This is a genomic window from Streptomyces sp. NPDC048462 (assembly GCF_043200175.1).
Lineage (GTDB): Bacteria > Actinomycetota > Actinomycetes > Streptomycetales > Streptomycetaceae > Streptomyces.
On the sequence record NZ_JBICXG010000032.1, the window covers coordinates 46,748 to 61,332 of the forward strand.

Below are 14,585 nucleotides of genomic sequence, written 5' to 3' on the forward strand. Positions count from 1 at the left end.
GCACTGGAATGGTCAGAAGCCGTACCAGGGGGCGGGGCGCTCGTTCATGTGGCCGTGCGTCACCTCTGCTTCAAGGGCGGACGAGTCAAGATTGCGAGCACCGGTGCAGAAGAAGCGGCCTCGGAGCAAGGGCGGCAAGAACAGCGGTTCCGAGGTGGCGTCTTCGGCGCCGGCCGAAGGCGGGCGCACCGTGCGCGTACGCAGTCGGCTGGTCGCGGGAGTCGCGGTCGTCGGGATCACCGTCATAGCCGCGGGGGCCCCGGCCGCCCTCGGCGCCTCGTCCGATCTGAACGACTCACAGCGGCTGGTCACCCTCGCGGAGCTGAACCAGCAGGCCATCGCGCTGGCGCACTCCCTCGCTGACGAGCGCGACGAGGTCACCGCGTACATCGCCGCCGGCCGGGAGGGCAAGCCCGGCACGACCGGCACCGCCGGGAGCCGGAGCGCCCGCGTGGACCAGCAGGTCGACGAGATCCGCGACGCGGCCCCCGAAGTCCTGCGCCGCGACCTCTCCACCATCCCCTCGCTGCGCCGCGACGCCATCAGCGGCAAGGGCTCGGCGCTGGAGGCCCATCAGTCGTACTCCGAGGTCATCGCCAAGCTCCACGGCCTCGCCGACGAACTCGCGGAGAAGACCCCGCCGCGCGCCGCCGGACCGGGCCGCGCCCCGCTCGCCCTCGGCCAGGCCACCGAACACGCCTCGGCCACCCGGGGGCTGCTGCTCGCCGCGCTCGCCGTTCCCCGCAGGGAACCGGTGACGCGGACCGACCCGTTCACCGGGCTGCCCGTCCAGACGCAGGACGAGGGCGGGACGAAGGACGACCGCACCCGTGACGAGCTGAGCGCCGCCGCCCAGCAGGCCAGGGTCGGGGAGCTCTCCTCACTGGCCGACTTCGACCAGGCGGCCGGCGCCACCGCCCGCGACAAGCTCGCGTCCACCGTCACCGGCCCCGAGGTCAACAACGCGGAGAAGTACCTCGCCGAGCTCACCGACCGCCCCGAGCTCTCCGACTCCGACCGGAAGACCGACAGCAAGAAGGCCGGGGCGGCGCTCTCCGCCCGGATCGACCGGATGCGCAGCGTCGAGTCGGCGCTCGGTACCGCCCAGGTCCAGCGGCTGGAGCAGCTCCGCGACGACGACGTCACCGCGCTCGAACTGCGCATCGCGCTGCTCGGCGGCTGCTTCCTGATCGCCGTCGGCGTCTCCACCGCCGTGGCCCGCACCCTCACCCAGCCGCTCGCCGTGCTGCGGATCGGCGCCGCCCGTCTGGCGGCGGAGCCCGAGACCGCCGAACCGGTCCGCTACACCGGCCGCAACGACGAGTTCGCCCAGGTCGTCCGGTCCATCAACGCCCTGCACGGCAGGCTGCACGGACTGCTCCACGAGTTCAACGGGCGGTTCGGAAAGCTGGAGAGCGAGCGCGCCGAGCTGATCGCCGGCCGCGAGGCGCTCACCATCCAGCGAGCCGAACTCCAGGTCCACACCGCCGACCTGACCGCCCAGCTGGAGAAGCTGAAGAACACCGTCCACCACACCTTCGTCAACCTCTCGCTGCGCAACCTCGGCCTCGTCGAGCGCCAGCTCGGGGTCGTCGAGTCGATGGAGGAGCGCGAGCAGGACCCGGACCGGCTCGCCACCCTCTTCAAGCTCGACCACATGGCCACGGTCATGCGTCGCCACAGCGAGAACATGCTGGTCCTCGCGGGCGCCGAGCACGGGCACACGCACCCCGGCCCGATTCCGCTGGTCGACGTTCTGCGCGCGGCGGTCAGCGAGATCGAGCGGTACGAGCGGGTCACCATCCAGTCCCTGCCGCCGCACGCCCAGATCGCCGGATTCGCCGCCGACGACCTCAGCCACCTGGTCGCGGAACTCCTGGAGAACGCGACCTCGTTCTCGCCGCCCGACTCCCAGGTCCAGCTCTCCGGCTGGCTGCTGGAGAGCGGCGAGGTGATGCTCTCCGTGCAGGACGAGGGCATCGGCATGTCGGCCGTGCGGATGGGCGAGCTCAACACCCGGCTGGCCGACCCGTCGCTCTTCGAGGCGGGCGAACAGAACGCGGACGGAGCCGGCCTCGGCCTCCAGGTGACCTCGCTGCTGGCCGCGCGCCACGCGGTACGGGTGCAGCTGCGCGAGCAGAAGGGCAACGGGGTGGCGGCGGTCGTCGTACTGCCCACGGCCCTGCTGCCGAAGGCGCCGCCGGCCGCCACCCCGCCGCCGGTCACCGCGCCCGGCGACGCGCCCACGCTGAACCTGCCGGGCTCGGTCGCGGAGGCCAACTCCAACGCACTGCCCAGCCGCACACTGGCGCTGCCCGGTGACCCGCTGATCGCGGCGGCAGAACAGACGATCGCCGAGTCCGAGTCCGAGTCCGAGTCCGTGGCCGACGCCGGGCCCGCGCCGGAGCAGGCCGTGGCCGCCCCCCAGCCGCAGCCCGCACCCGTGCCGCAGCCCGCACCCGTGCCCGCCCCGGAGTCCGAGTCCGAGTCCGAGTCCACGATGCAGGTCCGGCTCCCCAGGGTGCCCGAGTTCGACGACGTACCCGAGTTCACCCACGCCCCGGCCTTCGGGGACGGGCCCGAGCCCACGCTCGCGTCCGGCCCCTACGCCATCGGCCCCGACGCCCACGAGCGCGCCGCCGACGAGGGCCCGCAGCCGGGGAACACCCCCGCCCCGGTCCCCGCACCCGTCGCCACCTCCGTGGCCGACGCCGTGCCCGGCCCGCGCCACCCGGAGCCCGACCCGGTCACCGACAAGGGGCTGCCCAAGCGCACCCCCAAGGTCGTCTCGCCCGCAGCCGCTCCCGCCGCCGACCGCAAGGGCAGCGTGGACAAGGACGCCCTGCGCCGCCGGCTGGGCGGCTTCCACCAGGGCGCGAAGGACGGCCGCAGGGACGTCGAGGCGGAGATCGCCGGTTCCGCCACGCCGGGGACGGCCGTTCCGGACGGTCGCACCGCACGTACAGGCCACACTGAGGCGGCCGACCGTACCGACGGTCGAACCGACGAGACGGGGGACACAGTCGAGGAGGCACGCAGTTGACTGCGCCCAGCACATTCGGGCTGAGTACCGAGGCCCGGAACCTTCAGTGGTTGCTGAGCAATCTGGTGGAGGAGGTGCCAGGGGTCCACTCGGTCACCGTCGTCTCGTCGGACGGTCTGATGCTGCTCTCCTCCGACCCCGGCCACCAGGCCGCCCAGGCGGCAGGCAAACAGGACGGCCCCCGCGGCTCCAGCGCCGACCTGGCGACCATCGTCTCCGGTATCGGCAGCCTCACCATCGGCGCCGCGAAGCTGATGGAGGGCGGTGGCGTCAAGCAGACCATGGTCGCCATGGAGGAAGGCAGCGTCTTCGTCATGTCGATCAGCGACGGCTCGCTGCTCGGGGTGCACGCCACCCCCGACTGCGACATGAGCGTCATCGCCTACCACATGGCGCTCTTCGTCGGCCGTGCCGGCCACGTACTCACCCCCGAACTCCGCAGTGAGCTGCGCAAATCGATGGAGAGCGCCCAGTGACCCCCGCCGCCGAACCCGCCCGCAGGCTCCCCGTCCGGAAGGCCGACAAACGCCCCGCCCGGGTCCGCCCGTACTCGCTGACCGGTGGCCGCACCCGGTTCGGCCACGTCCTGCTCGTCGAGACGTTCGTGGCCGCGCTCGAAGCGCCCGACGAGCGACGCGAACTGACCAACGGCAACCTCGCCTCGCGCGTCATGCCGGAGCTCCGGGCCATCGTCGAGCTCTGCCGCCGGATGCGTACCGTCGCGGAGATCTCCGCGCTGCTGAAGATGCCGCTCGGCGTGGTCCGGGTACTGCTCAGCGACTTGGCCGACCAGGGAAAGATCCGCGTGTACGGGACCGGGCACGGCACCGGCCAGCCCGACCGCGCACTGCTCGAAAGGGTGCTCAATGGACTCCGTCGTCTCTGAGTCGCCGCTGTTCGCCCCGCGTCAGCCGGGGCCGAAGAGCCGGGCCGACGAAGGTCTGCAGGCCTGGCAGCTGGACCACACCAGGGCCCCGGTCGCCACGAAGATAGTGGTCGCGGGCGGCTTCGGCGTCGGAAAGACCACCTTCGTGGGCTCGGTCTCCGAGATCACCCCGCTGAAGACCGAAGCGATGATGACCCGGGCCAGCGAGGAGACCGACGACCTCAGCGCCACGCCCGACAAGGTCACCACGACCGTCGCGATGGACTTCGGCCGTCTCACGCTCGACGACGACCTCGTGCTGTACGTCTTCGGCACCCCGGGCCAGCAGCGCTTCTGGTTCATGTGGGACGACCTGGTGCGCGGCGCGATCGGCGCGGTCGTGATGGCCGACACCCGCCGGCTCGCCGACTGCTTCCCGGCCCTCGACTACTTCGAGAGCTGCGGGCTGCCCTACATCGTGGCCGTCAACCACTTCGAGGGAACCCCCGGGTTCGAGGCCGAGGACGTCAGGGAGGCCCTGACCGTGCCTCCGCACGTACCTGTTGTGATCATGGACGCGCGTAACAAGATCAATGTCGTCGAGGCCCTGCTGGCCCTGGTGGGCCACGCCCTCGAGGTAACCCCCGATTAGCTCGCACGTCACACACAACGGAGAACCGCGATGCGGAAGATACTCATAGTCGGAGCCGGCCAGTCCGGGCTCCAGCTCGCCCTGGGACTGCAGTCCAGAGGGTACGAAGTCACCCTCATGTCCAACCGCACCGCTGACGAGATCCGTTCGGGGCGGGTCATGTCGACGCAGTGCATGTTCCACACCGCGCTCCAGCACGAGCGGGACTACCAGCTCAACTTCTGGGAGTCCCAGGCCCCGCGCATCGAGGGCCTCGGGGTCTCGGTCGCCGCGCCCGACTCCTCGCGCGCCGTCGACTGGGTGGGCAAGCTGGACGGCTTCGCCCAGTCCGTGGACCAGCGCGTGAAGATGGCCGGCTGGATGGACACCTTCGCCCAGCGCGGCGGACAGCTCGTCATCCACGGCGCGGCCGTCTCGGACCTGGACTACTTCTCCCGCACCTACGACCTGGTCATGGTCTCGGCGGGCAAGGGCGAGCTGGTCTCCATGTTCGGCCGGGACGCGTCCCGCTCCCCGTTCGACGCCCCGCAGCGCGCCCTGGCCGTCGCGTACGTCCACGGCATGGGCCCGCGCCCCGAGCACCCCGAGTTCGACGCGGTCCGCTGCAACCTGGTCCCGGGCGTCGGCGAGCTGTTCGTGATGCCGACCCTGACCACGTCCGGCCGCGCCGACATCCTGTTCTGGGAGGGTGTGCCGGGCGGACCGCTCGACGTCTTCCAGGGCATCAAGGACCCCTCGGAGCACCTGGCCAAGACGCTGGAGCTGATGGAGCGGTTCACGCCGTGGGAGTACGCCCGCGCCACGAAGGTCGAACTGACCGACGCCAACGGCACCCTGGCGGGCCGCTACGCCCCGACCGTCCGCAAGCCGATCGGCCGGCTGCCCGGCGGCGGCCTGGTGCTCGGTGTCGGGGACGTGGTCGTCGCCAACGACCCGATCACCGGCCAGGGCTCCAACTCGGCGTCCAAGTGCGCGAACGCCTACCTGGACTCGATCATCGAGCGCGGCGACCGTGAGTTCGACGCGGAGTGGATGCAGTCCACGTTCGACCGCTACTGGGACACCGCCCAGCACGTCGTGAAGTGGACGAACGCGATGCTCGGCGTCCCGCCGGAGCACGTGCTGAACCTGATCGGCGCCGGCGGCCGGCTCCAGCCGGTCGCGGACCGCTTCGCCAACGGGTTCAACGACCCGGCGGACTTCGACAACTTCTTCTTCGAGCCGGAGAAGACGAACGCCTACCTCGCCTCGGTGTCCGGGGCCTGAGCGCTCTCCACCCGCTGGACGGACCCTGCCCGGCCCGTCCAGCGGGTGCGCTGTCATCCGGTGGGCGCGGTGGAGACGCTGTACCCCTCGTCCGAGCCTCCGGAGGCTCCCTGGGGCAGCTCCGGCGCCTTGTACGTGGCCTGCGGGGCGCTTTCCGGGTCCGGCCGGACCGCGCCCAGCAGCGGATTCGACGCCAGCGGCGAGACCTTCACCAGGGAGCCCGGCCGGGGCGCCTGCACCACCAGCCCGTTGCCGATGTACAGCGCCACGTGTGTGGCCTTCGGGAAGTAGATCACCAGGTCCCCCGGGCGCAGCGCGCTCACCGACACCTTCCGCAGCTGCCGCCACTGCTCCTGCGACGTACGCGGAATGGTGCGGCCGGCGCTCGCCCAGGCCTGCGAGGTGAGCCCGGAGCAGTCGAACGAGGAGGGCCCCTCGGCGCCCCACACGTACGGCTTGCCGATCTGCCGGACCGCGTACCGGACCGCCTCGCCGCCCTCCTCGGACGGCGGCCGGGTCGAGGACAGGGCGCCCGAGGTGACCAGCTTCTCCTGGGCCTTCGCGGTGCCCTGCTCCTCAAGGCCCGACAGTTCGGTGAGCTGGTCCGCCGAGAGCGTGGCGAGCATGCCCTCGACCTCCTTGAGGCGGCCGCGCACCGAGTCGCGTTCCTTCTTCTGCCGTGCGGCCAGCACCTGTTGCCGGTCGAGCACCTTGCGGGATTCCTTCGCCAGCTCGTCGGCGCGCTTCTCCGCCCCGGTGAGCCGCTTCACGGCCGCCACCCGCCCGGCGGCCAGCCGCTGGATGACCTGCCCCTGGTCCAGGGCCTGCGCGGGGTCGCGGGACAGCAGCAGCCGCAGGTACGAGGAGAAGTCGGAACGGCCCTGGTACTGCTCGCGGGCCAGGCGCCCGGTGGCGTCGCGGCCGCGCGACAGCGAGAGGCGGGCGGTGACGAGGGCGGCGTCCAGCTTCTTCGCCTCCGCGGTCCGCTTCTTCAGTTCGGCCGCCGTCCCGTTGTAGGTCTCGGTGGCCTCCTCGGCCTGCTGGTACAGCTTCTGCAGTTCCACCAGCAGCGCGGCGGCGCCGGCGGGCGGTTCAGCCGCTTCCGGGGCGGGGCCGGCCGCCGCGTCGGCCGCCGGGGAGGGGGCGGGCGAGGGGGAGGGTGCGGCCAGCGCGGCGGCCGGAGAGGTCACGACGACGGCCGCGAGCGCCGCCGTGCAGACGGAGCGCAGAACACTGCCCGGCACGACATCACCTCCGATAGCGGGGTGAATCGTGGGACTACCCCATAAGTGAGCGCAATGCCTCTATACGCTCACCTGCCGTCAGGTGATTCAAGAACCGAGGTGCGTGGCGGCGGTCCGGTCCCCCGGAAGGCGGCGGTCGCGTGCCGCCTTCCGGCCCTGCGGTCAGTCGACCGGGAACGCGTAGACCGCCCGGCCGCGCCGGACGAGGGCGGTCTTCCCGTAGGGCAGTACCTGGTAGGCGGCGGTGACCGTGGCGCCCTTCGGGTCCTGGTCCCCGATGTCCTGGAACTTCCACAGCCGCCGCCCGTCGGCGGCCGCGAACGCGGTGACCTGTCCGGAGGTCGCGGCGAACAGTGTCGCCCCGCCGCCGCTGACGGTGACGGTGGGCGCCCGGCCGGGGCCCGTACCCTCCGTCGACCGCTGCCAGCGCAGCCGGCCCGTCTCCCGGTCGACCGCTCCCACCTCCAGCTTGCTGTTGGTGGTGTGCAGCAGCTTGCCTGCCTCGACCGGGGTCCCGAAGCGGGAGCCGCCCGAGCCGTTGAGGGTCCACCTGGGCTTGCGGTCGGACAGGCCGAAGGCGCGGAGATCGTCCCCGACCGCCGCGTACAGCACGCCGTCCTCGTCGCCCACGGCCGCCGCGTCGGGGGTGACGCCGCCGAACGCCTCGGTCGACCTGGACTTCCCGGTCTTCCGGTCGAAGCTGCGGAAGATCCCCTTGCCCTTGGCGGCCTTCACGTCCGCCGGGGTGAGCGACAGGTGGTCCTGGCGTACGACGAGGTCGTCCGGCCCCGCCGCGATCAGCCGGTACACCGGCGCCGCCGGGCCGCGACCGGTGGGTACCGCCGTGCGCCACAGCTCCTTGCGCTGCTCGATGTCGTACCCGAACAGGTAGGACTTGACGACCACCTTGTCCTTGCCGCGCTTCTTGCCCTTCTTGGGCTTGGGCGCCTTCACGGTGGACTGGGTGGAGCCGGTGAGCCAGACGGTCGATCCGGACGCGCCGACGAGCGTGCGCACCTTCAGGCCCGGAGCGCCTTCGAAGCCGTCGGCGTACGCCAGGCGGTGGGCGACCTTGCCGTCCTTCGCCGACAGCCACAGGAACTCGTCCGGACCGGCGATGAAGCAGAGGTCCTTTCCGGCGGGCAGGGCGGCCTGGCCCTTGGCGGCGTCCGCGTTCTGCCAGACCCGGCGGCCGGTGCCCAGGTCGATGGCGGTGGCGTGGGCCGCGTCGGTGAGCACCAGCAGCCGGTCGTTCCAGAGCGCGGCGGTCAGCGGGACCGGCTCGGACGCCGGGTGCGCGTGGACCCAGCGCGGCTGCGGCGGCAGTCCGGCGACGGTGGCCCCGCTGCGGCTCGGGGCGGGCTTGGCGTCGTCCGTGGTCTTCGAATCGTCGCCGGAACCGAGCGCGGCCACCGCGCCACCGCCGACGAGGAGCCCGACGACCCCGGCCGCCGCCCCGATCAGCAGGTTCCGGCGGCCGGGCGAGGGGCGCTCGGGAGCGGCCTGGAGCGGGAAGGGAGCGGGGAGGGGCGCGGGCTGGGGAGCGTAGGGCACCGGGAGGGCCGTGCTGGGGAAGGGCGCCGAGGGGCCCGAGTAGGGCTGGGGCTGGGCGTTCTGGGGCGCCTGGGGCGAATGAGGGGGCTGCTGCTGGGGCGCCTGACCGGCCGGCGGTCCGGCGGGGCCGGGCAGCTCACGGTTGAGCGAGAGCTGGGCCGTAGCCAGATCGGGCCGCAGGGAACGGGGGTCGATGATCCCGAACTGGGCGGTCCGGGTGTCCCGGTGGGGCGCGGACTCCTCGGCCCCGTTGCCGGCGGGCAGCGCCGGCGGCACGGCGTCCTGGATATCGGGGACATCGGTGGCCGCGGGGACGTCGGTGGCCGCGGGGACGTCGGTGGCCGCGGGGACATCGGTGGCCGCGGGGACCTCCGGGGCGTCCGGGGCCGCCTGGGCTTGTGCGCCGGCCGTCCCCGCCGCGTCCGTCACCGGCACGGTGTCCTCGATGACGGGCGGCGCCGTCTCCAGCGCCCGCGCCCGCACGCCCTGTTCCGTCACGGCCGCCGAGAGCGTGGCCGGCAGCCAGTCCCCGCCCTTCGCGAGCCCGGCCGCGCCCTCCAGGGCCAGTTCCGCGGCCACCGCACCCGCGGTCGGCCGGTCCGCCGGGTCCTTCGCCAGGCAGCGGCCGATCAGCTCGCGCAACGCGTCCGGCACGGAGGCCAGTTCGGGGTCGGTGTGGGCGATCCGCTCGGCGGCCTCCGTCGCGGGGCCGTCCGCCAGCGGGGTGCTGCCGGTCGCCGCGTACGCGAGCAGCAGGCCCAGCACGAAGAGGTCGGAGGCCGGACCGGCTTCCTCGCCCTCGATCTGCTCCGGGGTCAGGTACCCGAGCCGGACGGAGAGCTGTCCGCCCGGCCGCGCCTCGGCGTCGGCCGCCGCGCCCAGCGGGCCGAAGGCGGTGAGCCGAGGCCCGTCCTCGGCCAGCAGCACCGTCCTGGGGGCGAGCCCCTGCAGCACGGCTCCGGTGGCGTGCACCCGGGAGAGGGTCTCGGCGACGCCCGCGCCCAGTATCCGCACGGCCCGCTCGGGCAGCGGCCCGGCGGTCTCGATCGCCTCGGCGAGCGTCAGCGCCGGCACGTACTCCGCGGCCGTCCACAGCAGCTCGTCGTCCTGGTCCCCGTCCGTGCGGGTCTCGAGCTGCGCGGCCACCCAGCCGCCGGCCAGCCGGTCCGCGGTCCCGGCCTCCGCCTGGAAGTGCCGCCGGAAGGCGGGCAGAGCGGCCAGCTCGGGCCGCGCGGCCGTGATCACGGCGAGGTCCTGCGGGGTCGCCCCGCGGGCGAGGTACTGCACCGCCGCGGCCGTCTCACGCAGCCGCACCAGCGCCGTGTACGGGCCGAAGCGGTGTGGATCGTCCTGACGCAGCGCCTCCATGGCGCACCCCCTATGTGACCGTCCTCGGACCTGACCGTCGATCTTAGACCGCCCGGCACCTGCTCGGTCCGGCCGGTACACGGGCCGCCCGAACCGTTCCACCCCTGCTCACCCGGTACCGCTCAGCCAGGCTTCGACCAGGGCCACTTGGGTCCGCTGCGCTCACGGCCGCCGGGGGCGTACTCGTAGACCCAGCCGCGCTGGATGCCCAGCCGTTTGGTGTACCCGGCCGGGACCCGCCGGTAGGAGTGCACGGTGGCGGGTCCGCCCTCGGCGTCCGGGACCGGGACCTCGTACCACTTGGGCGGGTGGCCGGTGGCGCCGACGAGCACGGGCAGGGCCCGCCCGTCCAGCGGGCCGCCGGTGAAGGGGACGTTCTCGCTTCTCACCGCCCCAGTCTGACCGATCAGCCCGGGGGCAGCAGATGCGCCGCCTCGCCGACCACCGGGATCAGCCGCTCCGCCAGCCGGCCGGCCGGTCCCGCCGCCGTTTCCAGGGGCAGCAGCTCGGCCACGGCGGCCGCGGTGGCCGGGTCGGTGGCCGCGGTCACCGCGAGGAGTGCGATGAACTGGTCGACGAGCCAGTCACGCAGCTCGGACGCGGCCGGCTGCTTCTTCTCGTCCAGCCAGATCAGCGAGGCCGCCTCGACGGCCGCGATCCAGGTGCGCACCATCATCCGCAGCCGAGGTCCGGGCTCGCTGCCCGCGCCCCGGCCCAGGTGCAGGAGGATCTGGTCGGCGGCCGCCCGCCGTACCTCGTCGACGATCGTGCCGGTACGGGACGTCTCGGCGACGCTGCCGCCGCGCAGCAGCGCGCTGAACCCGGCGTCGTGCTGGTCGACGAAGGCGAGGTAGCGGTCCAAGACGCGCGTCACCCGCTCCGTGGGCGGGCCCACGGGCGGTTCGGCGAAGCACAGGATCAGTTCCTCCGCGGCGGACCTGAGGGCCGCCTCGTACAACTGCTGGCGCCCGCCGGGGAAGTAGCGGTAGACCAGCGGCCGGGAGACGCCGGCCACCGTGGCGACCTCGTCGAGCGAGACCTCGTCGGGGGCCCGGTGCGCGAAGAGGGTGAGAGCCGCACCGAGGAGCTGGGTGCGCCGCTCCTCGACGCTGAGCCTTCGGTAAGCGCGCTGCGGCGGCGCGCCTGCGGCAGGGGTCATACCCGCAACCCTAAGGGCTGTCCGGTCACCGTCAACGTCGCTGTCACCGCCGACGTCGCCGTCACAGCCACAGCCACAGCCACAGCCACAGCCGCAGTCACCGCCGTCAGGCGAGCAGGCCCGAGTTCTTCCACAGCCTGCGGCCCACGCCGTTGAGGACCCCGATGTCGTCGAAGAAGTCGGTGAGCCGCTTGGCGCCCGACTGCATGACCTCCGCGCGGTGTCCGCTCGCCCGCACCTGGGCCACGGCCTCGTGGCGGTCCAGGCCCACGTTCTCGTACACCTGGGGGTTGACGAAGCAGACGGAGAAGACGCGGGCCGCCTCGCCGCAGCTGACCCGGGTGAGTTCGCGCTCCCAGCGCGGCGCGGTCACCATCTGGCGGCGCAGTTCCTCGCGGGCGTACCGGACGTGCCGGGCCTCCTCGATCACATGGATGCGGGTCACACCGCGCACCAGGGTCTGGACGCGCTCGTCGGGGAAGGTCAGCCGCTGCATCCAGTCGAGGATCTCCTCGCCGAGCAGGGTGGCAGCGAAGGAACCGGGCGTGGTGGAGATGGTCTTCAGCACCCGGGCGAGGTTGTGGTACCTGCGGGGGACCGGGTAGCAGGGCGCCCCGCCCCAGGTGATCATCCGGCCGAACATCATCGAGTGCCGGCACTCGTCGGCTATCTCGGTGAGCGCGTAGCGGACGTGGTTGCTGACCACCGGCTTGTCGTAGATGTGCCGGACCAGCAGCTGCATCAGGATGATCTCGAACCAGATGCCGAGCGAGGCGAGCGAGGCCGCCTCGTGCCGGGCCAGGTCCTGTTGCTGCTCCAGCGACATCTTCCGCCACATCGGGGTGTCGTAGAGGGAGATCAGCTCGGGCGGCCAGAACCACTTGCCGTCCTCGACCGCCGAGTCCCAGTCGATCTCCCTGTCGGGGTCGAAGGAGTGCTTGGCCGAGGCCTCCAGCAGCCGTTCCGCGATCTGCTCGCGGTCCCGGAGCGGGCCGAGTGCGTCACGGAGCAACTGCACATCGCGTTCGGTCACTGTCGTCATGGCTGGAGGCACCTCACACCTGGGTTACCGGCGGTCACTCCTTATGAGACCTTCTGTCAGCAAGCTCGTCAATCCCTTGCGCACGACTTGTTGACCCGGCGTCTACCAACATGTGAACCTGCCAACTGAGCCAACCGGCAAGTGAATTGTCGAAGCATGCGAGGCGAAGGAGCCGTCCATGTCGACCCACGACCTCTACACCACCGCCCCGGACCAGCCACTGTGGACCGTTCCCGCCTCCGGAGCAGCGCGCTTCAGCTGGGACTACGACGACGGCCGCGAACGCCTCCTCGCCCTCTACCAGAAGGGCAAGGACAAACAGTGGGACGGCAACAAACGCATCGACTGGAGCCTGGAGGTCGATCCCACCGACCCGCTCGGCACCCCCGACGAGGCACTCACCCTGTACGGCACCCCGCACTGGTCGAAGATGACCGAGAAGAACCGCGGGGAGCTGCGCCGGCACTACACCTCCTGGCAGTTCAGCCAGTTCCTCCACGGCGAGCAGGGCGCGATGGTCTGCGCGGCCCGGATCGTGGAGTCCGTCCCCGACCTGGACGCCAAGTTCTACTCCGCGACCCAGACCATGGACGAGGCCCGGCACGCGGAGATCTACGGCCGGTTCCTGCACGAGAAGATCGGCATGCTCTACCCGGTCAACGACAACCTCCAGGGGCTCCTCGGTGACACCCTGCGGGACTCCCGCTGGGACATGCCCTACCTCGGCATGCAGGTCCTCATCGAGGGCCTCGCGCTGGCCGCCTTCGGCATGATCCGGGACACGACGACCAAGCCGCTGCCCAAGCAGATCCTCGCCTACATCATGCAGGACGAGGCCCGCCACGTGGCCTTCGGCCGGATGGCGCTGCGCGACTACTACAAGCAGCTGAGCGACGCCGAACTGCGCGAGCGCGAGGAGTTCGTCATCGAGGGCTGCTACCTGATGCGCGACCGGCTCAGCGGGGTGGAGGTGCTGGAGAACTTCGGCATCGGCAAGCAGGAGGCCAAGGAGCTCTCCGAGCACTCCGAGTTCCTCCAGCTGTTCCGCAAGCTCCTCTTCAGCCGGATCGTTCCGTGTGTCAAGGACATCGGCCTGTGGGGCGAACGGCTCCAGAAGGCGTACGTCGACATGGGCGTCCTCGAACTGGGCGACTCCAGCCTGGACCTGCTGATGGCCCAGGACGAGGAGATCGCCGAACAACTGGACCGGGACCGCTTCGCGGTCGAGGAGCAGGAGCGGGTGGCGGAGGTCGCGGAGGCCATCGCGGACGGCGGGGCGGCGGGTCCGACGGAGTCGTGACGTCCTGACTCCCCGAACGACGCCCTGGAGTCGGCCGTATGAGCGAGGAGACCGATCACGCGGCCGGCCCGGCGCCGGAGGATGCCACCGTTGCGGACGGAGACGTTCCGGTCGAAAACGGCTGTACGGCACCGGACCGGGGGACCAGGATGGCTCCATGGCCCCAACGACCGTCGAAGCAGACCCCGTCGCCGCCCGCCGCAGTCTCGAAGCGCTGGCGCTCGGGGACGCCTTCGGGGAGCGGTGGTTCCCGCTCTTCCGGGCGCCCCGGCAGGCGTACAACGAGGTCAGGGCGCGCCGCACACCCCCGGAACCCGTGTGGAACTGGACCGACGACACCGCCCTGGCCCGTGCGCTCCACCAGGTGCTCGACGAGTGCGGGGAGGTCGAGCAGGACCGGCTCGCGCTCTCCTTCGCCCTGGCCTTCGACGCCGACCGGGCGCGGGGGTACGGCCACGGCATGCACATGCTGCTGCCCCAGCTGCTGACGTCACCGGGCGACTGGCGGACGCTGGCCCCCGGGCTGTTCGAGGGCGGCAGCTTCGGCAACGGCGCGGCGATGCGGGTCGCACCGCTCGGGGCGCGGTTCCACCGGGACGTCGGCCACGCCGCCGGGCAGGCCGCGCGGCAGGCGGAGGTCACCCACGCCCACCCCGAGGGAATCGCGGGCGCGGTGGCGGTCGCGGTCGCCGCCGCACTGGCGGTGCGGGGTGAGTTCACGCTGGACGAGGTCGTGGCGCGGACCCCCGCGGGGTCGGTGCGCGAGGGGCTGGCGCGAGCCGCCGGACTGCCCTTCGACACCGAGCCGTGGCGCGCCGCCGACCTGCTCGGCAACGGGAGCCGTATCCGCGCCGACGACACGGTGCCGTTCGCCCTGTGGACCGCCGCCCGGCACCGGGACGACCTGGAGGCGGCGCTCTGGGCGACGGCCGAGGGGTTCGGGGACGTGGACACCACCTGCGCCATCACGGGCGGGGTCGTCGGCGCCGCGGTCGGGGTCGGCGGCGTGCCCGACGAGTGGCTCCGGCGTCGCGAGCCGCTGAACTGAACCGGCCGGCCCCGGGGTTCGAGAGTTCGAAATGGTGTTCGTGC

At 72.4% G+C, this 14,585-nt stretch carries 12 protein-coding genes; 7 read left to right on the forward strand and 5 right to left on the reverse strand.

The window, feature by feature from the left end; genetic code table 11:
• The first annotated feature begins 103 nt into the window (after window positions 1-103).
• The 5 genes from ACGFU6_RS34145 to ACGFU6_RS34165 are packed head-to-tail and all read left to right on the forward strand — an operon-like array spanning window position 104 to window position 5,826.
• Window positions 104-3,043: a nitrate- and nitrite sensing domain-containing protein gene (locus tag ACGFU6_RS34145; RefSeq protein ID WP_393616449.1), complete on the forward strand. Its 2,940-nt coding sequence runs from the start codon at window positions 104-106 to the stop codon at window positions 3,041-3,043.
• Entirely contained in the window at window positions 3,040-3,519 is a 480-nt protein-coding gene (locus ACGFU6_RS34150; RefSeq protein WP_123523582.1) for a roadblock/LC7 domain-containing protein, read from the forward strand. The genes ACGFU6_RS34145 and ACGFU6_RS34150 overlap by 4 nt, the downstream gene beginning before the upstream one ends.
• Entirely contained in the window at window positions 3,516-3,929 is a 414-nt protein-coding gene (locus ACGFU6_RS34155; protein ID WP_393616450.1) for a DUF742 domain-containing protein, read from the forward strand. The genes ACGFU6_RS34150 and ACGFU6_RS34155 overlap by 4 nt, the downstream gene beginning before the upstream one ends.
• A complete protein-coding gene (locus ACGFU6_RS34160; RefSeq protein WP_393616451.1) occupies window positions 3,910-4,560 on the forward strand; it encodes an ATP/GTP-binding protein in 651 nt (216 codons plus the stop codon). Before ACGFU6_RS34155 ends, ACGFU6_RS34160 begins: the two co-directional genes overlap by 20 nt.
• Before the next feature lie 30 nt (window positions 4,561-4,590).
• A complete protein-coding gene (locus tag ACGFU6_RS34165; RefSeq protein WP_393616452.1) occupies window positions 4,591-5,826 on the forward strand; it encodes a styrene monooxygenase/indole monooxygenase family protein in 1,236 nt (411 codons plus the stop codon).
• Window positions 5,827-5,879: 53 nt separating this feature from the next.
• Here the strand turns inward: ACGFU6_RS34165 and ACGFU6_RS34170 are convergent, their stop codons facing one another.
• The 5 genes from ACGFU6_RS34170 to ACGFU6_RS34190 all read right to left on the reverse strand — a co-directional run bounded on the left by ACGFU6_RS34170 (window position 5,880) and on the right by ACGFU6_RS34190 (window position 12,193).
• Window positions 5,880-7,070, reverse strand: coding sequence for an NlpC/P60 family protein (locus tag ACGFU6_RS34170; protein WP_393616453.1), 1,191 nt, complete (start codon window positions 7,068-7,070; stop codon window positions 5,880-5,882).
• A 162-nt stretch (window positions 7,071-7,232) separates the two neighbouring features.
• The gene (locus ACGFU6_RS34175; RefSeq protein WP_393616454.1) at window positions 7,233-9,992 is read right to left on the reverse strand and encodes a PQQ-binding-like beta-propeller repeat protein; all 2,760 of its coding nucleotides are present in this window, start codon (window positions 9,990-9,992) and stop codon (window positions 7,233-7,235) included.
• A gap of 122 nt (window positions 9,993-10,114) precedes the next feature.
• Complete coding sequence (locus tag ACGFU6_RS34180; protein ID WP_393616455.1) at window positions 10,115-10,381, reverse strand: hypothetical protein; 267 nt, start codon at window positions 10,379-10,381, stop codon at window positions 10,115-10,117.
• Between the two features lie 17 nt (window positions 10,382-10,398).
• On the reverse strand, window positions 10,399-11,151 hold the full coding sequence (locus ACGFU6_RS34185; RefSeq protein ID WP_393616456.1) for a TetR/AcrR family transcriptional regulator: 753 nt from the start codon (window positions 11,149-11,151) through the stop codon (window positions 10,399-10,401).
• Window positions 11,152-11,257: 106 nt separating this feature from the next.
• On the reverse strand, window positions 11,258-12,193 hold the full coding sequence (locus ACGFU6_RS34190) for a diiron oxygenase (RefSeq protein WP_393616457.1): 936 nt from the start codon (window positions 12,191-12,193) through the stop codon (window positions 11,258-11,260).
• Between the two features lie 178 nt (window positions 12,194-12,371).
• On the opposite strand from ACGFU6_RS34190, the gene ACGFU6_RS34195 reads away from it, so the two are divergent.
• On the forward strand, window positions 12,372-13,493 hold the full coding sequence (locus tag ACGFU6_RS34195) for a ferritin-like domain-containing protein (RefSeq protein WP_393616458.1): 1,122 nt from the start codon (window positions 12,372-12,374) through the stop codon (window positions 13,491-13,493).
• A gap of 157 nt (window positions 13,494-13,650) precedes the next feature.
• On the forward strand, window positions 13,651-14,541 hold the full coding sequence (locus ACGFU6_RS34200; protein WP_393616459.1) for an ADP-ribosylglycohydrolase family protein: 891 nt from the start codon (window positions 13,651-13,653) through the stop codon (window positions 14,539-14,541).
• The last annotated feature ends 44 nt before the right edge of the window (window positions 14,542-14,585 follow it).